24 protein-coding genes and 3 pseudogenes are annotated in these 25,454 nt (G+C 66.4%); 10 read left to right on the top strand and 17 right to left on the bottom strand.

Going from position 1 to position 25,454, the window contains the following annotated elements:
* The first annotated feature begins 584 nt into the window (after positions 1–584).
* The 4 genes from MNOD_RS28995 (at position 585) to MNOD_RS29005 (ending at position 2,633) form a co-directional block, all read left to right on the top strand.
* Positions 585–842 (top strand): (2Fe-2S)-binding protein, encoded by a 258-nt coding sequence (locus tag MNOD_RS28995; protein WP_015928207.1) that lies wholly within the window; start codon positions 585–587, stop codon positions 840–842.
* A 245-nt stretch (positions 843–1,087) separates the two neighbouring features.
* Positions 1,088–1,624, top strand: a complete 537-nt coding sequence (locus tag MNOD_RS29000; RefSeq protein WP_015932540.1) for a BON domain-containing protein — start codon at positions 1,088–1,090, stop codon at positions 1,622–1,624.
* Positions 1,561–1,728: a BON domain-containing protein gene (locus MNOD_RS50350; protein ID WP_341874498.1), complete on the top strand. Its 168-nt coding sequence runs from the start codon at positions 1,561–1,563 to the stop codon at positions 1,726–1,728. The genes MNOD_RS29000 and MNOD_RS50350 overlap by 64 nt, the downstream gene beginning before the upstream one ends.
* A 92-nt stretch (positions 1,729–1,820) precedes the next feature.
* Positions 1,821–2,633 (top strand): universal stress protein, encoded by an 813-nt coding sequence (locus tag MNOD_RS29005; RefSeq protein ID WP_015932542.1) that lies wholly within the window; start codon positions 1,821–1,823, stop codon positions 2,631–2,633.
* Positions 2,634–3,068: 435 nt separating this feature from the next.
* On the opposite strand, the pseudogene MNOD_RS29010 reads toward MNOD_RS29005, so the two are convergent.
* Positions 3,069–3,302 (bottom strand): annotated as a pseudogene (locus MNOD_RS29010) (IS91 family transposase); the annotation flags it as partial.
* A 164-nt stretch (positions 3,303–3,466) separates the two neighbouring features.
* Here MNOD_RS29010 and MNOD_RS29015 point away from each other — a divergent pair.
* A complete protein-coding gene (locus tag MNOD_RS29015; RefSeq protein WP_015932544.1) occupies positions 3,467–3,676 on the top strand; it encodes a hypothetical protein in 210 nt (69 codons plus the stop codon).
* A 114-nt stretch (positions 3,677–3,790) separates the two neighbouring features.
* Positions 3,791–4,075: a hypothetical protein gene (locus MNOD_RS29020; RefSeq protein WP_015932545.1), complete on the top strand. Its 285-nt coding sequence runs from the start codon at positions 3,791–3,793 to the stop codon at positions 4,073–4,075.
* Positions 4,076–5,431: 1,356 nt separating this feature from the next.
* On the opposite strand, the pseudogene MNOD_RS29025 reads toward MNOD_RS29020, so the two are convergent.
* Positions 5,432–6,130 (bottom strand): annotated as a pseudogene (locus tag MNOD_RS29025) (IS6 family transposase).
* 9 nt (positions 6,131–6,139) lie between these two features.
* Positions 6,140–7,049 (bottom strand): annotated as a pseudogene (locus MNOD_RS41815) (chemotaxis protein CheB).
* Positions 7,050–7,494: 445 nt separating this feature from the next.
* Here MNOD_RS41815 and MNOD_RS29035 point away from each other — a divergent pair.
* Positions 7,495–8,517, top strand: coding sequence for an IS110-like element ISMno14 family transposase (locus tag MNOD_RS29035; RefSeq protein WP_015926997.1), 1,023 nt, complete (start codon positions 7,495–7,497; stop codon positions 8,515–8,517).
* A 305-nt stretch (positions 8,518–8,822) separates the two neighbouring features.
* On the opposite strand, the gene MNOD_RS29040 is transcribed toward MNOD_RS29035, so the two are convergent.
* The 10 genes from MNOD_RS29040 to MNOD_RS29080 form a co-directional block, all read right to left on the bottom strand.
* Positions 8,823–9,542, bottom strand: a complete 720-nt coding sequence (locus MNOD_RS29040; protein WP_015932546.1) for a dihydrofolate reductase family protein — start codon at positions 9,540–9,542, stop codon at positions 8,823–8,825.
* 46 nt (positions 9,543–9,588) lie between these two features.
* Entirely contained in the window at positions 9,589–10,851 is a 1,263-nt protein-coding gene (locus MNOD_RS29045) for a multidrug effflux MFS transporter (protein WP_015932547.1), read from the bottom strand.
* 61 nt (positions 10,852–10,912) lie between these two features.
* Entirely contained in the window at positions 10,913–11,908 is a 996-nt protein-coding gene (locus tag MNOD_RS29050) for an aldo/keto reductase (RefSeq protein WP_015932548.1), read from the bottom strand.
* Between the two features lie 37 nt (positions 11,909–11,945).
* The gene (locus MNOD_RS29055; protein ID WP_015932549.1) at positions 11,946–12,341 is read right to left on the bottom strand and encodes a (R)-mandelonitrile lyase; all 396 of its coding nucleotides are present in this window, start codon (positions 12,339–12,341) and stop codon (positions 11,946–11,948) included.
* Between the two features lie 148 nt (positions 12,342–12,489).
* Positions 12,490–12,894: an NAD(P)H-binding protein gene (locus MNOD_RS29060; protein WP_198157550.1), complete on the bottom strand. Its 405-nt coding sequence runs from the start codon at positions 12,892–12,894 to the stop codon at positions 12,490–12,492.
* Between the two features lie 8 nt (positions 12,895–12,902).
* Positions 12,903–13,085: an NAD(P)H-binding protein gene (locus tag MNOD_RS48340; protein WP_198157551.1), complete on the bottom strand. Its 183-nt coding sequence runs from the start codon at positions 13,083–13,085 to the stop codon at positions 12,903–12,905.
* A gap of 102 nt (positions 13,086–13,187) precedes the next feature.
* Positions 13,188–14,165 carry an aldo/keto reductase gene (locus MNOD_RS29065; RefSeq protein ID WP_015932550.1) on the bottom strand — a complete coding sequence of 326 codons (978 nt, stop codon included), beginning with the start codon at positions 14,163–14,165 and terminating at the stop codon, positions 13,188–13,190.
* 52 nt (positions 14,166–14,217) lie between these two features.
* The gene (locus MNOD_RS29070; protein ID WP_015932551.1) at positions 14,218–15,207 is read right to left on the bottom strand and encodes an aldo/keto reductase; all 990 of its coding nucleotides are present in this window, start codon (positions 15,205–15,207) and stop codon (positions 14,218–14,220) included.
* A 140-nt stretch (positions 15,208–15,347) separates the two neighbouring features.
* Positions 15,348–16,340, bottom strand: coding sequence for an aldo/keto reductase (locus MNOD_RS29075; protein WP_015932552.1), 993 nt, complete (start codon positions 16,338–16,340; stop codon positions 15,348–15,350).
* A 94-nt stretch (positions 16,341–16,434) separates the two neighbouring features.
* Positions 16,435–17,490: an NAD(P)-dependent alcohol dehydrogenase gene (locus tag MNOD_RS29080; RefSeq protein ID WP_015932553.1), complete on the bottom strand. Its 1,056-nt coding sequence runs from the start codon at positions 17,488–17,490 to the stop codon at positions 16,435–16,437.
* 153 nt (positions 17,491–17,643) lie between these two features.
* Between MNOD_RS29080 and MNOD_RS44165 the strand changes: the two genes are divergently transcribed.
* Positions 17,644–18,605 (top strand): IS630-like element ISMno11 family transposase gene (locus MNOD_RS44165; RefSeq protein ID WP_076611772.1). Its coding sequence is split into 2 segments (ribosomal slippage): positions 17,644–17,983 and positions 17,983–18,605, totalling 963 coding nucleotides; the frame shifts between segments, so codons are not numbered across the junction.
* Positions 18,606–18,797: 192 nt separating this feature from the next.
* Here MNOD_RS44165 and MNOD_RS29095 read toward each other — a convergent pair.
* Complete coding sequence (locus MNOD_RS29095; protein ID WP_015932554.1) at positions 18,798–19,397, bottom strand: TetR/AcrR family transcriptional regulator; 600 nt, start codon at positions 19,395–19,397, stop codon at positions 18,798–18,800.
* Positions 19,398–19,584: 187 nt separating this feature from the next.
* Here MNOD_RS29095 and MNOD_RS29100 point away from each other — a divergent pair, with 187 nt between their 5' ends.
* On the top strand, positions 19,585–20,478 hold the full coding sequence (locus MNOD_RS29100) for a LysR family transcriptional regulator (protein ID WP_015932555.1): 894 nt from the start codon (positions 19,585–19,587) through the stop codon (positions 20,476–20,478).
* A 108-nt stretch (positions 20,479–20,586) separates the two neighbouring features.
* A complete protein-coding gene (locus MNOD_RS29105) occupies positions 20,587–21,345 on the top strand; it encodes an ATP-dependent metallopeptidase FtsH/Yme1/Tma family protein (RefSeq protein WP_083786601.1) in 759 nt (252 codons plus the stop codon).
* 198 nt (positions 21,346–21,543) lie between these two features.
* Here MNOD_RS29105 and MNOD_RS29110 read toward each other — a convergent pair whose 3' ends face one another.
* The 3 genes from MNOD_RS29110 to MNOD_RS29120 all read right to left on the bottom strand — a co-directional run bounded on the left by MNOD_RS29110 (position 21,544) and on the right by MNOD_RS29120 (position 25,418).
* Entirely contained in the window at positions 21,544–23,877 is a 2,334-nt protein-coding gene (locus MNOD_RS29110; RefSeq protein ID WP_015932556.1) for a glycosyl hydrolase family 65 domain-containing protein, read from the bottom strand.
* Complete coding sequence (locus MNOD_RS29115; protein ID WP_015932557.1) at positions 23,874–24,611, bottom strand: HAD family hydrolase; 738 nt, start codon at positions 24,609–24,611, stop codon at positions 23,874–23,876. The genes MNOD_RS29110 and MNOD_RS29115 overlap by 4 nt, the downstream gene beginning before the upstream one ends.
* 468 nt (positions 24,612–25,079) lie before the next feature.
* The gene (locus MNOD_RS29120; protein ID WP_015932558.1) at positions 25,080–25,418 is read right to left on the bottom strand and encodes a c-type cytochrome; all 339 of its coding nucleotides are present in this window, start codon (positions 25,416–25,418) and stop codon (positions 25,080–25,082) included.
* Positions 25,419–25,454 lie beyond the last annotated feature (36 nt).

Here is a 25,454-nt window from a genome sequence, read left to right on the forward strand (position 1 = left end):
CAGATCGAAGCAGCCACCCGGCGCACCTACTCCGGACCGCTCGCGGTTGGAGAGGATCTGATGCGCTTCGTCATCAGCAACGGCACCGTGGCCGTGAAGCGCTGGGATGCGGTGCGGCAAACATACTCGGAGTGACCTTCATCGACCGCTTGGGCCGCCGGGCAGTGTTTGTCTTCGCGCGAGGCTGACTGAGCGCGAGCAATTCAGCTCGCTTGATCGGCCAGGTGATGAATGGTGTCCAGAAAACGACCGGATACTGCTGGCGAATTCGACAGCTACGCGGTGAGAGCCTTGAAGCGTGAGATGCACGTGGACGCGAGCGGGCGCTGCGAGAACCAGGCGGCGAGACGATCAAGATTGAGAGCCGCCGCCTTGGCGATGGCCGCGTCAAGATCATCGAGGTCGCTGAAGGTGGCCCCGGCGCGGCCATCGGGGTGATTCCGTCGCAGGCCGGCCGCCGCGCTTGTGGAATCCTGACGGTCCCACTAACGTGTTGAAAGTGCTGCAGTTTTCAAGAATTCTAATCTAGGAGGGTCCGGTGCAGCAGCCGGATGCTCTGCGAACCGGGTGCCTCGATCCTCAGCATGATCGTCTGTTCCTGCAACGTCTTCTCCGACGGCCAAGTGCGCGCGTGCCTTCATCCCGGCCCGGGCTGCCCCCGTACACCGGCCCAGGTCTATGCCTGCCTGGGCTGCAGCCCGAAATGCGGGCGCTGCGCGCGCACGATTCGCGGCATCCTCTCGCGGGCGCTCGCCGAGGTTCACGCGACCTGCGCGACGGCCTGCAGCGCCGCCTGCCCGCTCAGCGCCGAGCCCCGGGCCGCTCCCGCCGAGGCCGCCTGACCGGCCGCCGCGATTGAGCCCGGCGGCGAGCAGCGCCTGATCGTCAGGCCAACCGAATCACGGCTCCCATCCGTTGAGAAGCCCAAACCACTCTGCTTAGGCTCTCTCACAGAACCATTGTCCAGCGGGTCGAGATACCGGCTCGTCGCAGGACATGCAGCACAAATGAAAGCCTAGCGTAGCAGCCATTCCGATGTGACCGAATGCGGCGCTGACGCTCTCTCGACAGGACGATAGAGGTTGCGATGAGCGACAAGGCCATCCGCCAGGACGTCATCGAAGAACTCGGCTTCGACCCGAGCATCGACGCGGCCAATATCGGCGTCGCCGTGGAGAACGGCATCGTCACGCTGACCGGCTACGTCGACACCTACGCCGAGCGGACCGCCGCCGAGAGGGCGGTGAGGAAAGTGCGCGGCGTGCGCGGCGGCGTCGAGGAGATCAAGGTCCGCCTCGCCGGCCAGACACTCCCCCGCGACGAAGATCTCGCCCAGCGCGCGGTGCAGATGCTCGACTGGTCCGCCACCGTCCCGAAGAACACCGTGCAGGTGAAGGTGCAGGACGGCTGGGTGACCCTCACGGGCCAGGTCGAATGGCAGTACCAGGAGGAGGCACGCGCCGCCCAGATGCGGCTTGCCGGCTTGGCGGGCATCATCAACCTGATCGAGGTGATCCCGAAGGCGAGCGCAGCCGACTGCGCGCGACGATCGTCGCGGCGCTGCAGCGGAACGCTGAGGTCGAGGCGGACGCGTTCAAGGTTACCGTCAAGGACGCGAAGGTGATCCTCGACGGCAAGGTGCATGGTCTGTACGAGCGCAACCTCGTCGAGAACGCCGCGTGGTCGGCTCCGGGTGCGGGCCGTGGTCGACAACTGAAGGTGACGTGAGCCGCCCACCGGGGCTGGCCGATCCGCAGACCGGCCCCGCCGTGCCCGGCAGCACGTCTCCCTGGAACGAGACTTCGGGAGGGAGATCGTCGATGTCCTACGCGAGCATCATGGTGGCCGTCGACCTCGCCCCGCAGGCGCGCAACCGCGTGCGGCTGGCCGGCCATCTGGCCGACCAGTTCGGCGCGCGCCTGATCGGCGTCGCAGCGGAGCAGCCCGCCTACGCGGTGCCGCCTCTCGGAGCGACCGCGGCCAGCGCCTACGCCCTCGCCGCCTCGAGCGAGATCATCCTGAATGACCTGAGTATGGTCCATGCGGCCTTCGAGGAGGGAGCCGGCACGCGCAGCCGCGTCGAGTGGCGCTCGAACCTCGACTTCCCCTTGTCTTTCCTGATCGCGCAGGCGGCCACCGCCGACCTCGTCGTGGCCGGACGCGAGGAAGGCACCGGCCCACCGCTGTTCGCGTTCGATCCGGGCGATGCCGTCATGCGTCTGGGACGGCCCCTGCTCGTGGTGCCGCCAGAGATCGATCACCTCGTTGCCAAGCGCGTGGTGATCGGCTGGAAGAACACCAGAGAGGCGCGCCGCGCCGTGTCGGACGCGCTGCCGTTCCTGAGGCGGGCGTCGCACGTCGCGGTCGTGTCCGTCGATGAGGGGCAGGGCGCGGCGGATGGAGGGGATGTCGTCTCTCTCCTGAAAGCTCACGGCGTCGCGGCGACCAACGTGCGCGTGGACGCCGCCGGCGACGCGACCTCCCGGGCGCTCGTCGATGCAGCCTCGGAGCTGGGGGCCGATCTGATCGTCACGGGCGCCTACGGTCACGGCCGCCTGAGCGAATGGATCTTCGGCGGTGTCACTCGCGACCTGCTGGCCGCTTCGCCCGTCTGCTGCCTGATGAGCCATTGAGGCACCGTGACGCGGCGAGCCGGATCGCAGCTGCGCTCGATGCTGGGACGCACGCCGCTACAAGGTCCGCTATTGTGAAGGGTTTCGGATGCCGGCCTGAGTGGGACGGATCTGACGCGACGGAGGGCCGGCGTCCGAACGCCTCCAGGGAAGGAAACCGCGGAACACCGGGCTACGCGTGCCGAACGAGCTATGGCGATTGAGCAGGGCGTCCGGGCTGTCGGCGAAGGTGTGCGGGGCGCCGAGGCGGTGCACGCAGCCTGCCGGGCTGCGCTCAGGATCGGCAGACGGCGCTCCGGCCGCACTCTCCGGATCCCTCGCACGAGGGCACCCGCAGCGGATTGGGCACGGCGACACGAGCGCAGGCTTGCGCCTCCAAGCTGGGGAGGCGCACCGCGGGTCGATCCAGCATCAGGGTCGCGTTCGGATGAGAGCTCATGACGTGTCGATCCTGACGGCGCGGATCGGGCTAAGGCGCGGGGTCTCGCCGCAGCGGAAGCGCTCGACGATGAGCAGGCGGCCGCCGCAGCAGGGATGGGCAGGTGCCTGCTGCTTGTCGCGGGCGGGTGGGAGATCGGCCCGATCCGGGGACGGCGTCGGGGCGAGCAGAGCCCGGATCGGTGCGATGATGGCCGCTCGCGTGCCGCTGGCCAACATCCAATGGAACCTTCACAAGAGCTGCCCGGACAGCAGGGTGGCGGCAGTCCGTGCGGCTTGCGAATTTCGTACAGGGTTGGGGAGGAGATTGGCGGCATGCGCTGAAAGCATATGGCCAATCTGCAGCACGAACACGCAGACATCGTCTCGCAACGAAGCCGAGCTACCTTTGCTCAATGGACACGTTCACCGTCACGGTTGAGACGCTTATCGGGCCGCTCTATTTACGCCGAGAGACAGCCGAGGCGGCTATTGCGACGGGCCGCGTGCTGCAGCGGGAGGGCATCGGTCAGGTCTTCATCACGCCGCCAAGCGGTAGACCGTTCCCACTCGCGGATTTCGTTTCAGCCACCGAGAAGGATCGGCCCAAACGGGAGCCAGCCTGAGGCGCGTATGCGGTTTCCTTCGCGGGGGTGTGGTCAGGCGCGTGGGCGACTGTCTGGAACCAGAGCCTCTGACGTCCCAAACGAGAAAAGCCCGCCTATAAATTGGTGACGCCCATGCCGGACGTTGACGACCTCGTCTCACGGTACGTGCGGGAGGCGGACTCGATTGCGTCTGCGGCCCAGGCGACGCCCGGCGCCGACCTCAGCAGCAGGATCGTGGATTGGGTTCGTGCCGTGCGCGAGCAAGCCGATGCCCTTCCTGCCGGTCAGGGGCCCGCGCTTCTCATCCGCATCGCCGGGCAGCTGACGGTCAAGGGCGCCACTGTGCCGATCGGTGAGGATCAGCGCGGACGCACCTTGTTTCTCCTCGCTTCCCGATTGAGCGGCGACGCTCCCTGAGAAAGCTGATAGCCGACGTTCGCTGCTGGCCCGCTACAAGGTGGCCGGGCGGAACGTGCCGTGGCCGGATGAGACCCACTGAAACGAAAAGAAAGCCCGCCACGGCGAACCGGGCGGGCTATGGAAACGACTCGAAGAGAAGCGAAGAAGAGCACATCATCCCCGGCAACGAAATTGCCCGCCACGGCGAGGCCGGGCGGGCTCCGGCGATGACCGAGCCCCATCAGATCAAGCGGCGCACACCGCAGCATGGCACAACGCAGATGACCCGCCGCGTTGGCATCGCAGCGGGGCATGCTCCTCCCTAAACCTCGGGCCGCTCCGCAAGGGCGGCTTTTCCTTTTGTCCTGCTGGCTGGATTACCTCTCGCTCGCGCGAGGCGACGCGCTACGCGTAAGGCAGTTTATGGATCGGGTGGGCGGCGCTGCCCCGCCGCTGATCGGGGGTACCCGGTCGTGGCCTGCTTCACCCGCGTGGATAGGACGGTACTTGGCCAACTGCGGCAGACAAGGGATCTTCCGGGTTACCCTGGTCGTCGGCGGATAGCCGGATCAGCCGTGCATAAGCCCCAGTATGGGTCTGAACGACAATGGCCGCTCTCCGAAGAAGGCGATCGAGCCGATGATTGCGTAGGCGGAGATCCAGCCGGCGCTGTGATCGCACGAAAAAGAGCAGAACCCCGGAGGAGGCTCTGCTCCAGTCTATGGGGGAACCAAAACTACGTGAACTCACTAGGGAGAACTGACCCTGTAACTCACTTAAGGGTTAAGCACAGTAATTCTGCTTCTTGTGGTCCTTCGACTTAGAAGCGTGCTTCTTTTCCTTGGACTTGGACTTGGAGCCATGATGTTGCTTTTTCTGGCCATCATGGCTGTACGAGCTACCGGCACCGTAAACGTGTCCAAGCTCCTCAGAAGTGAGTATACGCATGGCATTCTCCTTAGTGCTTTGGTCAAGCCAGCGGTATGTGCTGACCTTCACAAGGTGAAAGGTGTAAGTAGAAGCCGAATTGTCATTAGATTAAACTGACCAAATATTTACTGTTTCTGTGCCGCTTCTCTGGAGTTTCTGGATCGCCATCAATCATTACAAATTATTATCGTTGCCATCGAAGGCGAAAGGTCGCGCGTGTTCGCACATGTGGCAGCCCGGCTCCGTGCGTTCGAGTATTGCTGTCGTGTCGCCCCGATCCGGGTGGAGACAGCACGCGGCCTCGCGGGTTCCTACCTCGCTCCGCGACACTGCCGGGTCGGCCTCTCAGGTCCGACTCGGCTCACCTTTGGGCGGTTCTCAAGCGGTAGGCGGGGCTTGTCACGTTGTCGGACGCGGCCGCGAGAAAACCTGCGCTGGCCCCTTTCAGGCCGCCACGCCAGCTGCACTGCGCCACGTCGCGAACGCCTCGGCTCGGAAGTGCCGATGCGTGCGGGACGAGACGAGGTAACGGGGAATAGTGAAGACGTTGTAGGTGGCCGCGTGCATGGACAAGAACCGCTGGGCTGAGCTGGGCGACTTGAAGCCCTGCAACTTCGCCTCTCGTCGTCGCACCGGCACATGCGAGCTCTCCGCCCGGTTGTTCGCTCGCTTGCGCTGGACGTGATCCACCCGGGTCAGTTTCATCTCACGAAGCGCAGCGCCGTAGGCCGGGCACTTGTCCGTGACCACGCCTCGGGTGCCATGCCCTGCTTCTTCAGCAGCTTGCGCATCAGCTTCTGGGCGGCTCGCTTGTCCCGTTTAGCCTGGACCAGCACATCCAGCACCTCGCCTTCCGCATCGACGGCTCGCCACAGGTACATCTGCCGGCCGGCGATGTGCACGAACACCTCGTCCAGGTGCCATCGCCCGTGCGGCTTCGGGCGAGAGGCGCGCAGCCGATGCGCAATGGCGGGACCGAAGCAGCACCCAACGCCGGATACTCTCGTAGGCGACGGTGATGCCGCGCTCGGCCAGGAGTTCCTCCACATCGCGGTAGGTGAGGGTGAAGCGAAGATAGAGCCAGACGGCGCGCTGGATGATGTCAGGCGGGAAGCGGTAGCCAGCGTAGGAGGGCGGGGTCATGCCGAACGGCTACGCCGCCCCATCAACCGCCGCAAGCCGCGATGCTCGGAAACGTGACAAGCCCGTCTCCTCGACCAGCACTCCGAAGACCGACGACAGGAGGTTTTTGCGTGCATCGGCCTGCCCGCTTAGCAGGCTCCGCGCTGAGAAGGCGTGCCCGGAGCGGCAGCGGAACCGCAACAGCCGTTTGTCATTCACCTCATAGACCGCGCTTCGGCACGTCGGGCAGTTGTAGCCCGAGGGCGTGCTCATCTGCTCGAAGTTCCACCAGTCCTCCACTCTGAACACCCCCTGGGCGATCCTGTTCTCGGTCTCGATAAGCGCCTGGGTGTCGGCTTCGGACGCCGCACCGCTCGGATCGTCGCAGGCGAGCCGGGTCAGCAGCCCGGCCATTTCAGCGAGCCCGCATCGGTGGTCCACCGGGACGTGCCGCAGCGCGCTGCTCGGCATAGAAGGCGCGGCTGCTTCGGAAGGCTCTTGAACGATCGCGGTGCCACCACGGTCTTTGATCGCCAGAAGCCCGGCCGTTCCGTCGTCGAGTTGCCCCGTCAGCACGACGCCAATGACGGCCGGGCCATAAGCAACAGCCGCTGACCGGAAAAGCGCATCGACTGCCGGACGCGCGAAGTTCTCGTGCGGCCCGTGGGACAGGCGCACGTAGCCCTTCTCAACGAGCATGTGCCGATCCGGGGGAGCGACATAGATGGCTCCCGGCTCCAACACCTGGGGTGCTTTCGGGTGCGTAGCCTTGAGCTTACCGGCCTCAGTCAGGATCTGCGGCAGCAGACCGGGGCTGTGTGACGCGACGTGCTGACAGGAGGACCGGCGCGGGAAAGTCCGCCGGGAGACTCGCGATCAGCAGACGCAGGGCATCGATGCCGCTCAAGGACGCGCCGATTACGACGATGCGCTCACTCATCAGGCCGCCTCCGCACGCGCAAGAAGACCATAGACTGGCAGCGATACGCCGTCGCCGCTTTGAGGCAGATCAGATTAAGGAGCCATCTGGTGTACCCGATCCTGGCCAGAGAAAGCCGGGTGCCGCTCGGGTAGGAGAAAGTCTGCTTCCCACCGAGACTGCGTGAAAACGACCGACGCTCGCGCGCCTGTAGAAGGATCTCCTCTCCCTGGAGCGATGGCTTGGGTCGAGAGCATATGCCCATCTACGCACGGGCCAGATCGGGGAAAATCCTACTGCGCTGTTCAGATGAAATGCGGTTTTCACACATGGGGTAATCGCGGGAGCGTTCCCCCTCGGGCCGGAGTGACGCGGCCTACAATGGAAGCGGTGGTTGTTCCCCGGCAGGATGAAGTTGCGGGCTCACGACTGGACGCCGGGCCCATGCATCGAGCGGAGAACAACCATGGGTGAGTATATCGGTCTCGACGTGTCCCTGAAAGAGACGGCGCTCAGCGTGCGGCGGGACGGCAAGCGTGTTTGGCGCGGCAGGTGCGCTTCCGATCCTGCCGTCATTGCCAGGGTGCTGCGCAAGCATGCGCCCGAAGCCCAACGGATCGTATTTGAGACGGGTCCTTTGTCAGTTTGGTTCTACCACGCGCTGCGCGCCGAAGGCTTGCCAGCGATCTGCATCGACGCGCGCCATGCCAAGGCCGCGCTCGACATGGCCGCCAACAAAACCGACGCCAACGATGCCGACGGGCTGGCCCATCTGGCCGAGGTCGGCTTCTTCCGCGAAGTGCGGGTGAAGGGATACGACAGCCTGCTCGTGCGAACGCTTGTCGCCGCGCGCAGCAAGCTCGTGCAGGTGACGACCGAGCTATCCAATCAGATCCGCGGCCTGATGAAGACGTTCGGCTTGATCGTGCCGGGCGCAAAGGGCGGATCGTTCGAGGCGGAGGTTCGACGTCTCCTGTCGGGCGATCACGGTCTGGCTCGCGTCATCCTTCCGCTGCTTGAGGCCTGGAACGCGGTTCGCCGTCGAGCAGCGGAGCTCGGACGCCAGCTTCTGGCCGGTGCACGGCAGAGCCAAGCCTGCCAGCGGCTGATGGCGATTCCCGGGATCGGGGCGATCACCGCGACCGCCTTCGTGACCGCGATCGAGGATCCCGCCAACTTCCGATCGTCCCGCTCCGTCGCCGCCTGGTTCGGGTTGACGACGCGGCGCTATCAGTCGGGCGAGGTCGACTATGACGGGCATATCTCCCGGAGAGGAGACGCCCATATGCGAGGGCTTCTCTACGAGGCGGCGACCGTTCTCCTGACGCGTAGCCAGGTGGACAGCGACCTGCGAGCCTGGGGACTGAAGCTGCGCGAGCGGCTCGGCTTCAAGCGCGCCGCCGTGGCGGTCGCGCGCAAGCTGGCCGTCGTCATGCACGCCATGCTGAAGTCCGGCCACTCCTACCGTGCGAAGGCTGCCATGGCCTGATCCCAGAACACCCCAGCTTGTCGCGTCCCGAAGGCGCGTCGAGGCGTCCCTGCCGGGACGTGGGCGAACCATTCCGCCTAGGCTGTTGCACCGTGAGATCCAGACCGGTCCATCGAGTGCGCTTCACACATCGGAAGGTTCATCCTGCGAAGCCCCATCATGCGGCGGCTCATGCCGACCGCGAAGACGACCGTGCTCCCGGCAAACGACGGCCCGACAATCCAAAAAGGACTTGCTTTATGCGAGGCGATTAGACGACAGCCTCCACCCGAGCCGGAACTCGCCGTTGAGCGCTGATGGGGCCCTCACGAGGCTGGGGCGTCCTCGACCCGGTAGCGAAGCCAGACGGTGCCACCATCCAGGGTTTCGGTACGGAAGTGCCGGAGCGCCCGGCCGGCCGCGGGCTTTTCGTCGGGGGCACCACGATAATCGAAGATGCTCGGCACGCCCGCGAGGCCGTCGATGGCCGGATGCACGAGCAGGCTGACCTCGTCGATCAGGCCGGCCTTGAGGAAAGCGCCGTTGATGGCACCGCCGCCCTCCAGGAGCAGCGTGCCCACGCCGAAGACCTCTCCGAGGGTGGCCATGGCACCGGCCAAGTCGTGTCCATCCGGGCCAGCGAACAGGTATGATACACCGTCCTCCCGGAGCTCGGCGAGGTAAGCGTCCGTGACACCCTCTCCCAGGACCGCCACGACGTGGTCGCCGCCGACGTCGTCCTGCCCGTAGTGGACCTTGCCGTGCGGGTCGATGGCGACGGCCAGGTCGCGCCCTTTCCTGTCTGCGACATGGGTCCCGCGCAGTTCGGCCGGGATGGCGGCCAGGGTCCTCGGCTTGCCTTTGGCGATCTCGGCCATGGTCGTACGGCCCACGATCCAGCCCTCGCCGTTGAGACATCCGGCGACCTCCTCGTAGTGGCGGTGGAGCAGACCGGCCTCGATGCCTTTGGCCGGCGGCGTCCAACGCCCGACGAGGAGGCGCCCGTCGACCGAGCTCACCATGTGGCAGATGATCTTGGGACGCATGAGCCTAGGCTCCCTATTGTTGTCGTTATGTCCAGGCGGATGGCGATCAGGCCGCCTTGGTCAGGCGAGCACATATCGCGCTCCCCAGGCCGGCAAGGGCGATGACCCAGCCCATCGGCCATGGCGTCCCGTCGGCGAAGGCACCAACGAGCCCGGCGCCGAGGATGCCGCTGCCGTAATGGATCGCGCCAACCAGGGCCGAGACGGCTCCGGCGAGTTCCGGGAAGCCGGCGAGCGCCCCGGCAACCGAGTTGGCAACGATGAAGCCGGTCGCTGCGATGAAGCCGAACAGCGGCACCACCAGCCCTGCGAGACCGCCCCAGCCCGTTCCCGCCGCGACGGCCAGGGCCACTCCGGACAGGGCTGCCCCAACCGCGCCCCAGGCGAGCAGCCGGTCGCCGCCGAGGCGGGTCACCAGCCGTGCGTTCACGAGGTTGGTGACCATGATGCCGACAATGCCGGCCCCGAACAGGAGCCCGTAGAGCTGCGGCGGCACGTGGTTGTAGGTGATGTAGGCGAAAGGCGAGCCTGCGATGTAGGCGTACATCCCGCCGTAGAAGAAGCCACCGGCACCGGCATAGCCGAGGAGCCGCGGCTCGCGCAGCAGGCTGCCGTAGCGCGCGAAGGCGCGGGCCAGCGGCTCGCGGTTGCGCCGTGCCGCCGGCAATGTCTCGGGCATTGTCGCCAGCGCGGCGAGCGTCACCAGGCCGACCCCGACCAGCACCCAGAAGATCGCCCGCCAGCCGGCAAGCGCGAGCACCTGCCCGCCGAGGAGCGGCCCGAGCAGCGGCGCCACGGCCATGACGGTCATCAGCGTCGAGAACATCGAGGCCGCGCGGTTGCCGGCGTAGAGGTCGCGGACCATGGCTCGGGCGAGCACAACGCCTGCGCAGGCGCCGACCGCCTGTACGACCCGCCATGCGATCATCTGGGTGGCCGTCCAGGAGAGTGCGCAGCCGGCAGAGCCCAGCACGAACAGGAGGAGCCCGATGGCCACCGGCCCGCGACGCCCATGCCGGTCGCCGAGCGGTCCCCAGAGAAGCTGCCCAAGGCTGAAGCCGACCAGGTAGCCGGCGACGGTGAGCTCCATTGTGCCGGTGTCCGAGCCTAGGCTGGTGGCCATGGTCGGCAGGGCCGGCAGGTAGAGGTCGGTCGAGATCGAGGCGAAGCCCATCAGGGCGCTGAGCACCCCGAGCACCTGCCAGCTATGGTGGGCGGCCACGGCCTGTGGCGGTGCTCCGGCACCCGTCTGGGTCGTGCCACCGGATTCCGGGCCCGTGAGCCGTTCGGCTTGTGTGGTCGTCAGCATGAACTCCGACCCGTTTCTTGAAGGCGGGCGCACCGCGGTGGCGCACCCGGTAGCGGTTCGCTCAGCGTCCGACGGTGGCCATGAGCTGCTCGGGGTAGCGCTCGCCCTCGACCTGGATCTCGGCCGCCGCGCGTTCGATCTCGACGAGGTCGGCTACGGAGAGATCAAGGTCCGCCGTGGCGAGGTTCTCCTCCAGACGGTGCAGCTTGGTCGTGCCGGGAATGGGTACGATCCAGGGCTCGCGAGAGAGGAGCCACGCCAGTGCGACCTGAGCCGGGGTGGCGCCCTTCTCGTTGGCGATACGCTTGAGCAGATCGACCAGCGCCTGGTTCTTCTCCATCGCGTCGGGCGTGAAACGCGGGAGCATGGAGCGGAAGTCGCCCTCGCCGAGCTTCGTGTCCTTGCCCATGGCACCGGTCAGGAATCCCTTGCCGAGCGGGCTGTAGGCCACGAGCCCGATGCCGAGCTCCTCGCAGGCCTCCAGGATGCCGTTGGTCTCAGGCCCCCGGGTCCAGAGGGAATACTCGTTCTGCAGCGCGGTGACCGGCTGCACCGCGTGAGCCCGCCTCACCGTCTGCGCGCCCGGCTCCGACAGGCCGAAGTGCCGGACCTTGCCCGCCGCGATCAGGTCCTTCACCGCACCAGCCACGTCCTCGATGGGTACGCTCGGGTCGACCCGGTGCTGGTAGAACAGGTCGATGACGTCGATGCCGAGCCGCTTGAGGGAGGCGTCCGCGACCTCGCGGATGTGCGCGGGCTGACTGTCCATGCCGGTCTGCTTTCCGGTCTCGGGGTCAATGGCGAACCCGAACTTCGTCGCGATGACGACCTGGTCGCGGACCGGCCGCAGGGCCTCGCCGACCATCTCCTCGTTGGTGAAGGGTCCGTAGACCTCCGCCGTGTCGAAGAGTGTGACGCCGCGCTCGACCGCCTGCCGGATGAGCGTGACGCCCTCCGCCTTGCTGACCTTGGTCGCGTAGCCGAAGTCCAGGCCCATGCAGCCGAAGCCGATGGCCGAGACGTCCAGGCCGCTCCGGCCCAGTGTGCGCTTCTTCATGATGTATCCCTGTGCTTGTCTCCTGACGACGGGGCGGTCAGGCGCGGTACTGCGCGTCCGTGACCTGCTCCATCCAGTCGACGGACTTGCCGTCGAGCTTCTCCGCGATGGCGACATGGCTCATGTCCGTCGTGGCGGTGGCGCCGTGCCAGTGCTTCTCGCCGGGCGCGAACCAGACGATGTCGCCAGGCCGGATCTCCTTGACCGGCCCGCCCTCGCGCTGGGCCCAGCCCAGACCGGACACCACTATGAGGGTCTGGCCGAGCGGGTGGGTGTGCCAAGCCGTCCGCGCCCCGGGCTCGAAGGTCACGGTCGCCCCGCCGACTCGGGCCGGCTCGGTACCTTGGAAGGGGGCGTCGATGTGGACCGAACCGGTGAAATACTCGGCTGGCCCCTTGGCCGACGGCTGCGAGCCGCTGCGCTTGATGTCCATCTGCTTCACCTTCGCTGTCCCGGACGCCGGCCGAGGCCGCGCTCCAGAAGTCAGATGAAGGTAGCCTTCAGACGGACCTCTAATTAGGTGGCCAAACCCGCATGAGGCTATGAGCTAGGCTCATCAATGCGGCGGGAACGTACGGGCCTCAGGCCAACCCGTGGACGCCGAGGCTGGCTCGCGGCTGGAGGCCGGGCGTGGTCGCGAGCCTGACCACGAGGTCGGCCACGCTCTTGCGCGAAACGGTCTTGGTCGCGTTCGCGAAGGGTTCGCCCTTCTCGGTCGTGCCGTAGGCGATGACGTCGCGGTCGTTCAACCAGGCGGGCCGGAGGACCGTGTAGTCGAGGTCGGACGCCTCGATGACCGCGGCCGACTTGCGGTACGGGTCGAGGACGCTCCCGTACCGCTCGCCCGGCACCTCGTCGTAGATGCCCATCGAGGCGATGAAGATCAGCCTCCGGACACCGGCCGCGGCCATCGCTCGCACGATGGTCTGCGCCTGCCGCTCCATCGGCCCGGCGAGGTTGGCGTAGACGACGTCCTGCCCGACCATGATCTGGATCAGGGCACCTCGTCGAGCACGTCGCCTTCCACCACGCGCGCGCGGGCGTTGCCGGCAAGGTCGCACAGTCGCCGCGCGTTGCGCAGGTAGAGCGTCAGGCCGACGTCGGTCCCCTTCAGGAAGAGATCGGGGGCCACCCGAGCGATCTGCCCGTGTGCCCCGAGGATCAAGACGTTGGTCAAGCGGCGGTCCTCTCGTGCCGTGAAGGGGACATCCCCCCGTGCGGATGCCTCGGCCGCCGCCGGTCCCGTGCTCGGGCCGGCGACGGAGGTCGGTGAGGCTCGTCAGCCGTAGGTTTCCTGGCCGGTCCCGCGGGCACCCAGCACCTCGATCTTCGAGGCCGCGTCCTCGATCTCGCGCAGGTCGTCGGCCGAGAGCGAGACGTCCGCGGAGGCGAGGTTTTCCTCCAGGCGGTGGAGCTTGCGCGTGCCCGGGATCGGCACGATCCACGGCTTCTGCGCCAGCAGCCAAGCCAGGGCGATCTGGGCGGAGGTGACCTGCTTGCGCTCCGCGATGCGGTTCAGCAGATCGACGAGCGCCTGGTTGACCTTCATCGCCTCCGGGGTGAAGCGCGGAAACCAGGACCGGACGTCGGACTTGTCGAAGGTCGCGTTGGGATCGACCTTGCCGGTGAGGAATCCCTGGCCGAGCGGGCTCCACGGCACGAAGCCGATGCCGAGCTCCTCGCATACCGGCAGCACCTCGGCCTCGGGATCCCGCGCCCAGAGGGAATACTCGCTCTGGACGGCTGCGACCGGCTGCACGGCGTGGGCGCGGCGGATCGTGCCGGCGCCGGCCTCGGACAGCCCGAAGTGAAGCACCTTGCCCTCCGCGATCAGGTCCTTGACCGTCCCGGCCACGTCCTCGATGGCCACCTCCGGATCGACGCGGTGCTGGTAGAGCAGGTCGATCCGGTCGGTTCGCAGTCGCTTCAGCGAAGCCTCAACGACCTCGCGGATATGCCCCGGGCGGCTGTCGAGGCCGCGGCGCTCGCGGGTCTGCGGATCGATGGCGAAACCGAACTTCGTGGCAATGACGACCCGGTCGCGGACCGGGGCGAGCGCCTGTCCGACGAGTTCCTCGTTGGTGAAGGGGCCGTAGACCTCCGCGGTGTCGAAGAGGGTGACGCCGCGGTCGAACGCCGCCCGGATGAGGTCGACCCCCTCCTTCACATCCGTGGCGGGGCCGTAGTTCATGCTGAGGCCCATGCAGCCCAAGCCAATTGCCGAGACGTCGAGGCTACCGAGTGACCGCTTATGCATGCGGAATGCTCCCTGATTGAAGGTGTGGGATCGACTGGGCGCCTGGCGCCGATCAGCGGTAGGAGAACTGGAGGACGGCGGGCGGCAGGCGGGCGCCCTCGATAGTGATCTTCGAGGCGGTCGCCTCGATCTCACCCACGTCGTCCGCGGTTAACGTCACCTGCGCCGCACCGAGGTTCTCCTCGACGCGGTCGAGCCGGCGCGTTCCCGGGATGGGCACGATGAAGGGCTTGCGCGCCAACAGCCACGCCAGGGAGATCTGGGCGGGCGTCGCCTGCTTGGCCTCCGCGATGCGCTGGAGGAGCATCACGAGGGCTTGGTTGGCCTTCATCGCCTCCGGCGCGAAGCGTGGCGAGTTCGACCGGAAGTCGGACGCGTCGAGGCTCACGTTCGGATCGACCTTGCCGGTCAGGAAGCCCGCGCCGAGCGGGCTCCAGGGCACGAAGCCGATGCCAAGCTCCTCGCAGAGTGGCAGGATCTCCGGCTCGGGATCTCGGGTCCACAGCGAATACTCGCTCTGGATGGCCGCCACCGGCTGGACGGCGTGGGCCCGGCGTACCGTCTGCGCGGCGGGCTCCGAGAGGCCGAAGTGCTTGACCTTACCCTCGGCGATCAGGTCTTTCACGGCGCCGGCCACGTCCTCGATGGGCACGTCCGGGTCGACGCGGTGCTGGTAGAGCAGGTCGATGGTCTCGACCCTGAGGCGCTTCAGCATGCCCTCGACGGCCCGCTTCACATGGGCCGGCTTGCTGTTCAGACCGGGGCGGCGCTCGCCGGTCTCGGAGTCGATGTTCCAGCCGAACTTGGTGGCGATGGTTACTGCGCCCCGCACGGGGCCCAGCGCCTCGCCGACCAGGTCCTCGTTGGTGAAGGGGCCGTACGCCTCGGCGGTGTCGAAGTGCGTGACGCCGCGCTCGTGCGCGCCGCGGATGACCCGAATGGCCTCGGCGCGCCCGGGCGAGGCACCGTAGTAGTTCGCGAAGCTCATCGTGCCGTAACCGATCTCGGAGACGGTCAGCGGGCCGAGTTTGCGGGTTCGCATGGTCGATTCCTCGCTGTCTCGGTGCGGCCGGGGCAGGCTTGCCCCGGCCGCTGGCGCTCCCGCGCACCGTGAGGGGGCGAAGCGGCAACAGGGGAGCGCATCGGAGCGGGCGCCCGCGTGCGCGGCGGGCGCTGGGGCCGTCAGCGGTCGATGGCGGCGTCGAGTGCCTCGGACAGGGGCGCGCCCTTGATGTCGATTGCCGCGAAGGCGGCATCGATCTCGCGCAGGTCCTCGGACGTCAGGTCGAGGTCGGCGGCCGGCAGATTGTCGTCGAGGTGCTCGATCCTGGTGCCTCCTGGGATCGGCACGATCCATGGCTTCTGCGCGAGCAGCCACGCGAGCGCGATCCGGGCCGGGGTGGCGTTCTTCCGGGCGGCGAGGTCCTTCAGGAAGTCGACGACCTTGAAGTTCGCCTCCAGGGCCTCGGGGGTGAACCGCGGGAAATCCTTGCGCAAGTCGTTCGGGTTGTCGAAGCGCATGCCCCGGGTGATGGCGCCGGTCAGGAAGCCCTGGCCGAGCGGACCCCAGGCGACGAGGCCGATGCCGAGCTCCTCGCAGACCGCGAACTTCGTCGTCTCGGGCTCGCGCATCCAGAGCGAGTAGTGGTCCTGGATCGCCGCGACCGGCTGGACCGCGTGCGCGCGCCGGATGCTGTCGGCGCTCGCCTCGGACAGGCCGAGGTGCCGGACCTTGCCTGCGGCAACGAGGTCCCTCACCGCGCCCGCCACATCCTCCATCGGCACGGAGGAGTCGACCCGGTGCTGGTACAGGAGGTCGATGCGGTCGGTGCGCAGGCGCTCGAGCGAGGCATCCACGACCACCCGGATGTGCTCGGGCCGGCTGTTGAGGCCGACCATCTCGCCCGTCTCGTTGATGTCGAAGCCGAACTTCGTGCAGACCAGGACACGGTCGCGCACCGGCTGCAGGGCCTCGCCGACGAGATCCTCGTTGGCGAAGGGGCCATAGGCTTCGGCGGTGTCAAACAGGGTCACGCCGCGGTCGACTGCGGTGCGAATGACCCGGATGGCCTCGCCCCGGTCGGTGGCCGGCCCGAGGCCGAAGCTCAGGCCCATGCAGCCGAGGCTGATGGCCGAGACCTCCAGGCCGCTCCGGCCGAGTTTACGCATCTTCATGGTGAGTATCCTTCACAGAGCCGCAGGGGCCACTCGTTCCGATTTCGGGTGTGGGGCAGCCGGCAGTCTCAAGAGGGCGGCCGCGGGCTCGCGCTCAGGCCTTGAGCGAGGCCATGTCGATGACGAAGCGGTACTTCACGTCGCTTCGCAGCATCCGCTCGTAGGCGGCGTTGATGTCCTGGATCCGGATGACCTCGACGTCCGAGACGATGCCGTGCTCGCCGCAGAAATCGAGCAGCTCCTGCGTCTCGGGCAGGCCGCCGATGACGGAGCCGGCCACCGCCTTGCGGCCCATGATCATCGGCACCGAGTTCACGGCGGGCTCCAGGGGCCCGAGATAGCCGACCAGCACGAGCGTCCCGCTCAGGGCCAGCGTCGGCATGTATGGGTTGAGGTCGTGGGCGTAGGGGACTGTGTCGATGATCAGGTCGAACTCGCCCTTAACCGAGGCCATTTGCGCCTCGTCGGTTGAGAGCACGACGCGGTCGGCGCCGAGGCAGCGCGCGTCCTGCTCCTTGCCCGGCGAACGGGTGAACAGGGTGACGTTGGCGCCCAGCGTGCTGGCGAGCTTCAGGGCCATGTGGCCAAGCCCGCCCAGGCCGACAACGGCAACCTTGCTGCCCTTGCCCACCTTCCAGTGCCGCAGCGGCGACCAGGTGGTGATGCCGGCGCACAGAAGCGGGGCGGCCCCTTCCAGGTCGAGGGCGTCCGGGATCCTGAGCACGAAGCGGTCCGAGACGACGATCCGCTCCGAGTAGCCGCCAAAGGTCGGCATGCCGTCGTGCCGGTCCTTGTCGTCGTAGGTCAGGGTCGGGAGTTCCTCGCAATACTGCTCCAGGCCTTGGCCGCAGGCCGAGCAAGGCCGGCAGGAATCCACGAGGCAGCCGACGCCGACGCGGTCGCCGGCCTTGAAGCGGGTGACCTCCGGCCCGACCGCGGTCACGCGGCCGATGATCTCGTGGCCCGGCACCAGCGGGTAGGTGCTGCGGCCCCAATCATTCTGAACGTGGTGCAGGTCCGAATGACAGACGCCGCAGTAGAGGATCTCGATAACCACGTCGTCAGCGCGCGGCTCGCGCCTGTAGAAGCGGTAGGGGACGAGAGCCGCCTTGGCGGACTGCGCGGCGTAGCCCAGGACGTTCATTGCCATTCGGATGCTCGATGCCTTGGACATTTCGGGGGGCGGCGGGGGACGCCGACCGGGTACGGGATGGAAGCTAGAGCGGGGTCCGAGCGGGTTGAAACCGTGGTGATGGCAACGCGTTGGCCGGTCCCCGGGGGGGCGGCTCAACGGAGGTGGCCCATGCCCTCAGCTTTGTCTGTCGACCTGCGCCAGCGCGTCGTCTCGGCCGTTGCAGAAGGCGCCTCCTGCCATCAGGCCGCCGCGCGCTTCGGGGTCAGCGTGGCCAGCGTCAGCCGCTGGTCCAGGCAGCAGGAGGGCCAGGGAGATGTCACGCCCAAGCCCATGGGCGGCGACCAGCGCTCGCAGCGCATCGAGGCTCATGCCGAGCTCATCCTGCAGACCTACCAAGCCCACCCGCAGAGCTTCCTGCATGAGCTCTGCGAGACGCTCCAGGAGCAAGGCGTTCCGGTCAGCCGCAGTAGCCTGTCGCGCTTCTTCGCCCGGCACCGCATCACGCGGAAAAAAGGGCGACGTACGCAGCTGAGCAGGAGCGGGAGGATGTAAAGGCGGCTCGTGAGGCGTGGTTTGCCGGCCAGCTTGAGCTGGATCCGGAGCGACTGGTGTTCCTGGATGAGACCGCCGCCACCACCAGCATGGTCCGCCGCTACGGCTGGGCCCCGCGCGGCGAGCGTTGCCGCCTCGCGGCACCCGCAGGGCACTGGAAAACCACCACTGTGATTGCCGGGCTGCGCACGAGCGGGCCTGACGCGATCGCTCTGCTGGACGGCCCTGTGACGGGCGAACGCTTCCGCGCCTACGTGACCGACACCCTGGTCCCCACCCTGAGACCCGGCGACACCGTGATCCTGGACAATCTGGGCGCTCACAAGGTGGCCGGCGTGCGCGAGGCGATCGCGGCAACCGGGGCCCGGCTGCTTTATCTTCCTCCGTACTCACCTGAGTTCAACCCGATTGAGCAGGCCTTCGCCAAGCTGAAAGCGCTGTTGCGCAGGGCGGCGGCCCGCAGTGTCAGTGAACTCTGGGCGGCGATCCACCAAGCCTTCAAATGCTTCTCGCCGGCTGAGTGCCGCAACTACTTCACAGCTGCTGGATACGAGGATGATGCTTACGCTTCAACCTGATCGGGAGCGGCTCTAGCCCACGCTCACCCATCGAATTAGGTGGGGAGTGTCGATTGAGGCTATGAGTTGTGCTCATCAATGGCACGCAGGTGCCGGATTGACCTGACCTTCGTCCGGTTCGCTTGGCTGCGCCGAGTACGCTTCAGCTTCGCCGGATGGTGCAGGGTTGCGCGCCGACCCGATGCCGGTGTCTCAGCGCCCGCTCGGGAGCGACTCGGTACGGTCGAAGGTGTCGAAGGTAGCGAGGGCGGCGCTGTCGTAAGCGAATGCCTGCTCGATGGCGGTGCGGGTACGGTGCAGCGCCACGTCCACATCGTCGAGCCAAGCCGCGGCCGCGGTCACGAAGGCGAGCGAGACCGCCTCGGCGAGATTGCGCGCCCGCGGTCCGCGGTGGTTCAGGCCTGCGGCGATTAAGGTCCAGCGATGTTCCTCGACCGAGACCCGACCGAAGAACAGGGCCGTGGCGGGGTCGGCGGCGCCTGTGAGGAGCGAGCGGATTGCAGGCTTGAGCGGCGCCAGCACCTCGAAACGGGCCAGCATCGCGGTGACGATCCGCGCACGGGGATCGTCCGCCCATGGATGTGCGTCGACGCGGTCCAGCATCGCGCCGTCCACCCGGGCGGCGAAGCTCTCCAGCAAGGCTTCCTCGGACGCGAAGGTCGCGCGTAGCTGCGCAAGCGAAATGCCGGCCGCTTCGGCCACCATCCGCATCGACACCCGGTCGAACGGCCGGTCGGCCATCAGCGCCAGATAGGCGTCAAGCACCCGGTCGGCGGTCGCATCTTCGTTCATTGTTTCGCTCCGTCCGACGTCGGGCACGTGTGAGGCGGGAAGGCGTGTCACGCGCGATTGCGCGGGGTGCGCTGGCGGTCGCGGATGGGCCCAAGCGATCTGCGCGGGTTCGAGACGGAAGCTAGCCTTGTCCCCCCAATCGGATTAGGTGGGTAGTGTCGATTGAGGTTATGAGCACGGCTCATCAATGGCACGAGAGAACCTGAACGACTTGGCCGCCTTCCTGGCGGTCGCGCGCGAGGGCAGCTTCACCCGCGCTGCGGCCAAGCTCGGAGTCTCGCAGTCGGCCCTGAGCCACTCGCTCAAGGGGCTGGAGGCGCGCCTCGGCATCCGGCTCCTGACCCGGACCACCCGAAGCGTCTCGCCGACGGAGGCGGGCGAGCGCCTGGTGCGCACGCTCGCGCCGCGCTTCGACGAGATCGACGCCGAGCTCGCCGCGCTGACCAAGTACCGGGAGAAGCCGGCCGGCAACGTCCGCATCTCCGCAGGCGAGCACGCGGCCGAGAGCATCATCTGGCCGACGCTGGAGCGGCTGCTGCCCGAGTACCCGGACGTGACCGTGGAGGTGGTGGTCGACAACGGCCTGACCAACATCGTGGCCGAGCGCTACGACGCCGGAGTGCGGCTCGGCGAGCAGGTCGAGAAGGACATGGTGGCGGTGCGCATCGGGCCCGACATGCGCATGGCCGCGGTGGTCGCCCCGTCCTACTTCGAGGGGCGCCGGAAGCCCCGCACGCCCGAGGACCTGACGGGCCACGCCTGCATCAACCTGCGCCTGCCGACGCGAGGGGGCATCTACGCCTGGGAGTTCGAGAAGGGCTCGCGCGCGCTGAACGTCCGGGTAGAGGGACCGCTGGTGGTCAACACCGGGTCGATGGCGCTCAAGGCGGCGCTCTCGGGCCTGGGCATGGCCTACCTGCCCGAGGATCGGGTCCGGACGGGACTCGATGAAGGCCGGCTGGTGCGGGTGCTCGCCGACTGGTGCCCGCCGTTCCCAGGCTACCACCTTTACTACCCCAGCCGGCGCCAGCCCACCCCGGCCTTCGCCCTGTTGGTCGAGGCTCTGCGCTTCAGGTCCTGACCCGTTCCGGGCCATGACGGCGCATGTCAGGAACGTCCGGTTGCAAGCGTTTTCCGGACATTTGAGGTCAGGCCCGCATCCGATCTCGACCTTGATGCCGTCGCAGCCATCACGGTTGGTTTTACCGGTGCCGATCTCGCTAACCTTGTGAACGAAGCGGCTATCGTCGCGACCCGGCGCGAGGGAACCGACGTCAACTACAACGACTTTACGGTCGCGATCGAGCGGATCGTTGCCGGCTTGGAGAAGAAGAGCCGGGTTCTTGGACCGGAGGAGCGCCGGCGTGTGGCCGTTCATGAGATCGGCCACGCGCTCGTAGCTGCCAGCCTTCCGAGGGTCGACCGCGTGCTCAACATCTCGATCATCCCGCGCGGAGTCGGGGCCCTCGGTTACACGATCCAGCGCCCGACCGAGGACAAGTTCCTCATCACTGCGACGGAGCTTCGTGACCGGATTGCCGTCCTGATGGGAGGGCGCGCCGCTGAAGCCCTGCTCTATGGCGGCGATGTGTCGACAGGCGCTGCCGATGATCTGCAGCGAGCCACGGAGATCGCGCTGGACATGGTGACCCGCCAGGGTATGGCGGCGGAGGTGGGAGCACGATCTTACCTGCCGCCGCCCAATCCATTCCTGGCGGTCAAAGGCACGGACCGACCGAATGCTTCGGAAGCGACCGCGCGCGAGATTGATATTGCAGCACGCGATCTCGTGGCTGACGGTTTTGCTCGCGCGACCGAACTCCTGAAACAACGACGCAAGGAGATTGAAGAGGGTGTTGTTCTTTTGCTAGAAAAAGAGTCCATTACAGCTGATGAATTCCCCGCATTAGCAATGAAGCTGCCTCTGGGTGAGCAGCGGGCTGCCTAAGCAGATATCGGCGCAGCTTGAGGGTGAATATGGCCGTAGATAATGCCTGGAATCGGAAGGGTCATCCTCCATACAGGAGAGGCCCTTTGAAGGCGACGCTGTCCTTGCTCTGCTGAGCAGTGATCAAATGGAGAAGGCTTGAAGCGCTAGTGCACTGACGCCAACGGACGATTCAGGGTGTACGCCGCTAATTTGCTGCTATAGCGGCGAAAATGGCGGCGTGCCGTGTATCTTCTGAATGCGTATGTGCACTAGAGACAGTGCTAGCGCCTCGCCGGCTGGAGCCAAGTAGCGCTCCTCCCCAATGTAAATTGCCATGGCAGAGCCCTTTTCAAGCACTACTCGAAGGCTCTGGGCGGTTCGATCGATGGTAACTCGCAGCTGTCTTGCCTGCCAGTGGACACGAAACTCAAGCTTGCACCAAGCTTCTGGCAACTGCGGAGCGAAAGCCAATCCATCAGGTCGCAGTGACAGGCCGGCAAAACCAAAGACCGCGGTAAGCCAGACTCCGCCCAAAGCTGCAATATGAACACCGCCGCCAATGGCGACGTGAGTGTCCGCGAGGTCAATCGCCGCGGCTTGCCGGAAGTACCGCAACGCTGTCTCCGGACGCCCAAGCCGTGCTGCAGCGAGGCCGTGCAAAGCGCGACTCAGCGAACTGCCGTGCCCACAGCGTGGCTCGTAGTAATCAAAGTTTTTCTCACCCGCAGCATCCGGAAATATCTCCGGCAGCAACGCGAGAAGCGCAACGACATCGGCCTGCTTGATGACCTGTGTCCGTTGGGTCCGTTCGCGCCCGAGCACCACGTCCATAGGGACTGAGCGCCCTGCATAGGCCGCCAGATCGATCTTCTCCAAGGCCGAGAACCCTGTGAACTGCTCGAACAGACTCGTTTCTGGATCGAAGCCGATTGCAATTGTCTCTGCAGCTTCACGCCATTGTTTCAGCTCCACCTCGTCAAGGCCAAGTCGCTCCGACAGGTCGTTCCAGATGCCGGGCCAGCGTTCTCGCAAGAGGCTCGCCGTCTCAAGCCCGCGCTCTATGTTCCACTGGGCCATTACGTTTGTGTAGGCGTTATCATCGACCGATTCATGGTACTCGTCCGGCCCAATGACGCCGCGGATATGCCGAGCTCCGTCTGCCTCCAATTCGGCCCGGCTTGCCCAAAACCGGGCAGTCTCGAGGATAATCTCGGCTCCCGCCTGGCAGAAGAAGGCCTCGTCAGAAGTTGCTTGCCAATATTGCCAGACCGCATAGGCTACATCAGCGCTGATATGTTGCTCCTGGCTCCCGCAGAGGATGTCAAGGATCTTGCGATCAGGGCCGACGGTCTGCGCTGGTGTAACCTCGGCGCCAGTATCAGCGGACTCCCAAGCATACAGAGCTCCTCGCCAGCCCATCGCAGCGGCCTTGGCTCTGGCAGCATCTAGCGTGCGGTAGCGGTACAGGAGAAGCGTACGCGCTGCTTCTGGCCAGGTCAGAGTATAGAACGGCAGCAGGAAGATCTCTGTATCCCAGAAAACGTGCCCTCTGTAATCGTCGCCCGTAAGCGCGCGGGCGGCGACAGAGACCTGCGGGTCGGCAGGGTTGACCGCTCCATTCAGGTGGAAGATCGCGTAGCGCAGGGCAGCCTGCGCCGCTGCATCGCCCTCCACTTGGACGTCGCTGCTGCGCCAACGCTCGGCCCAGGCCGCCTCGTGGCGGTCGATGACGCCTCGCCAGCCCAACGCGCGTGCCGCAGCCAATTCCCGGCGCGCTCGTGCGCCAGAATGAACGTCCACAGAGTGGTGACGCGTCACCGCGATGATGCGCTGAAAACTCACGACCTGACCCGGACTGGCCGTCCAGCTCCAGGACCACATCAAGTCACCTCGGGCGGTAGGGGCACGTTCTACACCGTCGACATGAAGCGAAGCTGCCGCTGCGATGGCAAGGCTCCGGCTGGAACGCCACGTGCGCCAAGCCCGCAGATCGGGCTCTGCCCGTTCAGGTGCGAGTTCAAAATCTGTCGGCCCGAATGAGGCTTCGAGCGTGAGGTCGCTGACTCCATTCTCGATTTGAAGTTCAATCAGCTGCATCCCGACAGCGCGTGCATCAAGCGACACCAAGCGCAACGTGCGAAGATAGACGTCGAGAGGAGCATTGCAGCTCTGGCGCGCCTCGGTAAACAGTATGCCTCGGTGCATATCCAGGGTGAGCGCGCGCGAGGACCGATTTGGACAGCGCATCATTGGACCGTCCGGCAACAGGATGCGCACCTGCAACCAGTCGGCGGCTGGCACGAGCTCAGGCACTGTGCTGTCCGGCGTGGGGGTATCGAACAGCCCAGCCACGTAGGTACGAGGCAAGATCGTACGGCACGCTCCGAGATGAGTCGCCAACCCACCTCGAACACCTAGAAAGCCGTTGCTGATGGCGAACCGCGTCTCGAAGGTGCTCTCACGCAGGAGTTCGTATCCAGTCTCTCGCAGGAGCCAAGCCGGATCCTCGGTTGGCGTCAGCGCTTGCGCCATGATGCCGGATACGATCATGCTGCTGCTCCGGACGGCTGATGCAGACGGAGTTCGTCTCCCCGTAGCTCGTCCAGGCTCGTCACAACGTGGTGGGCGCCGGCCGCCCACAAGCTCGCCGCCTCGCCGAACCTGGCGATTCCAATGGCTGCCATGTGCGCCGCACGGGCCGCCTGGATGCCCGCTGGCGCGTCTTCGAACACAAAGCAGTGCGCCGGCTCGATATGGAGTTCTGCCGCAGCAAGTAGGAAGATTTCTGGATCAGGCTTCCCGTGGCCCAGGTCGCGGCCGCAGACGGTAACCGTGAAGACGTCGAGCAGCGTCCGGCTCCCCCCCAGGTCCACCATGCGCATCATCCGTTCGGCATTCTTCGAGGAGGACGCAGCCGCCATCAGCCAGCCCCGCTCGGATAAGACTCGAACGAAGCGGAGCGCGTCGGGAAAAGCCTCAACGCCCTCCGCTGCGATAATCAGGTCCAGGCAATGCTGCTTGGCGTCGGCGTATGCCGCCGCGAGGCGTTGAGCATCAGGAACCCCTAAGGCCGTCAGCGCAGCACGGGCGCCATCGAGCCGTGGCTTTCCCGCCACGTGAGCTTGGTAGAAAGCAGTAGTAAAGCGACCGGGATCGGCGTAGCCGAGAAGTGCTTGGCGCCATGCGCGTTCGTGTGGCGAGGCCAGCAGGACGCCGTCGACGTCAAAGATGCACGCCTGATTGGTGATCGGGTCGGCGATACCGGATCGTGCCTTGGACCACATCACTTCATCTTCCCCGGAAGACTCGTGCGCTCATCCTTGCCTCCGGCCAAGGGAGCGGGCCGGGAGCGGCTCACGCAGCTGGCCCGCAGCGCGTGAAGAGCCAGCCTAGGACCTGAGGGCACAATGATGATTGCGCTGGATCAAGTTTGACCGGTTCACCGTCACGCTCAGCCCGATCGAGCTTTGATCTTCCGCAAATGGCAAGCCCGAGATCGACTCTATCATGCAATGGGGGGGCAACGGCACGATACGAGGCGGGCGATGCGATCCATCGTAGTGTACTCCTCGCGGCCGAACGCGACCCATGCCGTGGTCACGGGTCGGAGTCGACGCTGCACGGCATCCGTTGCCGCTCTCCTTTGGGCCGCGCACGCTCTCATGCCTATGGCCACCCTGCGCAGCGCCCGTTTTGGCTGGCCAAAGCCCACTGGACAGACACCAAAGTGGCTGCCGCAGCAGCCAAACGTCTCATCGCTCCAGACTGGCAAGATAGCGGATTACGTCCTCCATCTGGTCCGGGTCGAGCCGGAATTCCGGCATGCTCGGGTGTCCCGTCCGGATGCCCTCGGCCAGCGACTCGGCGAGGTCGGTCACTGGGTACCGAGTATGAAGATCCCGAAAGCGGGGCGCCTCTGCCAGCGGGCTCTCGCCCGTGCGCCCGACAGCGTGACAGCGGGCACAATGGACCTGAACGAAGGTGCGCCCGCGCTGGACATGGGGATCCTCGGCCGCCTTGGCCCACCCTGCGCAGAGGTTCAGGGCCGCGAGGAGCCCGGCCACGACCAGGGTTGAGGTGGGGTGGCGCATGGAGTCTCCCGCAGATCGCCAGCTGGTGGCCTAGAT

Origin of the sequence: Methylobacterium nodulans ORS 2060 (genome assembly GCF_000022085.1) — a bacterium.
Lineage (GTDB): Bacteria > Pseudomonadota > Alphaproteobacteria > Rhizobiales > Beijerinckiaceae > Methylobacterium > Methylobacterium nodulans.

What these genes read in the sequence shown, in the direction of transcription:
- MNOD_RS28995 (WP_015928207.1), top strand. Translation starts at nt 585, where the DNA reads ATGATCGTCTGTTCCTGCAACGTCTTCTCCGACGGCCAAGTGCGCGCG.
- MNOD_RS29000 (WP_015932540.1), top strand. Translation starts at nt 1,088, where the DNA reads ATGAGCGACAAGGCCATCCGCCAGGACGTCATCGAAGAACTCGGCTTC.
- MNOD_RS29005 (WP_015932542.1), top strand. Translation starts at nt 1,821, where the DNA reads ATGTCCTACGCGAGCATCATGGTGGCCGTCGACCTCGCCCCGCAGGCG.
- MNOD_RS29015 (WP_015932544.1), top strand. Translation starts at nt 3,467, where the DNA reads ATGGACACGTTCACCGTCACGGTTGAGACGCTTATCGGGCCGCTCTAT.
- MNOD_RS29020 (WP_015932545.1), top strand. Translation starts at nt 3,791, where the DNA reads ATGCCGGACGTTGACGACCTCGTCTCACGGTACGTGCGGGAGGCGGAC.
- MNOD_RS29035 (WP_015926997.1), top strand. Translation starts at nt 7,495, where the DNA reads ATGGGTGAGTATATCGGTCTCGACGTGTCCCTGAAAGAGACGGCGCTC.
- MNOD_RS29040 (WP_015932546.1), bottom strand. Translation starts at nt 9,542, where the DNA reads ATGCGTCCCAAGATCATCTGCCACATGGTGAGCTCGGTCGACGGGCGC.
- MNOD_RS29045 (WP_015932547.1), bottom strand. Translation starts at nt 10,851, where the DNA reads ATGCTGACGACCACACAAGCCGAACGGCTCACGGGCCCGGAATCCGGT.
- MNOD_RS29050 (WP_015932548.1), bottom strand. Translation starts at nt 11,908, where the DNA reads ATGAAGAAGCGCACACTGGGCCGGAGCGGCCTGGACGTCTCGGCCATC.
- MNOD_RS29055 (WP_015932549.1), bottom strand. Translation starts at nt 12,341, where the DNA reads ATGGACATCAAGCGCAGCGGCTCGCAGCCGTCGGCCAAGGGGCCAGCC.
- MNOD_RS29060 (WP_198157550.1), bottom strand. Translation starts at nt 12,894, where the DNA reads ATGGTCGGGCAGGACGTCGTCTACGCCAACCTCGCCGGGCCGATGGAG.
- MNOD_RS29065 (WP_015932550.1), bottom strand. Translation starts at nt 14,165, where the DNA reads ATGCATAAGCGGTCACTCGGTAGCCTCGACGTCTCGGCAATTGGCTTG.
- MNOD_RS29070 (WP_015932551.1), bottom strand. Translation starts at nt 15,207, where the DNA reads ATGCGAACCCGCAAACTCGGCCCGCTGACCGTCTCCGAGATCGGTTAC.
- MNOD_RS29075 (WP_015932552.1), bottom strand. Translation starts at nt 16,340, where the DNA reads ATGAAGATGCGTAAACTCGGCCGGAGCGGCCTGGAGGTCTCGGCCATC.
- MNOD_RS29080 (WP_015932553.1), bottom strand. Translation starts at nt 17,490, where the DNA reads ATGGCAATGAACGTCCTGGGCTACGCCGCGCAGTCCGCCAAGGCGGCT.
- MNOD_RS29095 (WP_015932554.1), bottom strand. Translation starts at nt 19,397, where the DNA reads ATGAACGAAGATGCGACCGCCGACCGGGTGCTTGACGCCTATCTGGCG.
- MNOD_RS29100 (WP_015932555.1), top strand. Translation starts at nt 19,585, where the DNA reads ATGGCACGAGAGAACCTGAACGACTTGGCCGCCTTCCTGGCGGTCGCG.
- MNOD_RS29110 (WP_015932556.1), bottom strand. Translation starts at nt 23,877, where the DNA reads ATGATCGTATCCGGCATCATGGCGCAAGCGCTGACGCCAACCGAGGAT.
- MNOD_RS29115 (WP_015932557.1), bottom strand. Translation starts at nt 24,611, where the DNA reads ATGTGGTCCAAGGCACGATCCGGTATCGCCGACCCGATCACCAATCAG.
- MNOD_RS29120 (WP_015932558.1), bottom strand. Translation starts at nt 25,418, where the DNA reads ATGCGCCACCCCACCTCAACCCTGGTCGTGGCCGGGCTCCTCGCGGCC.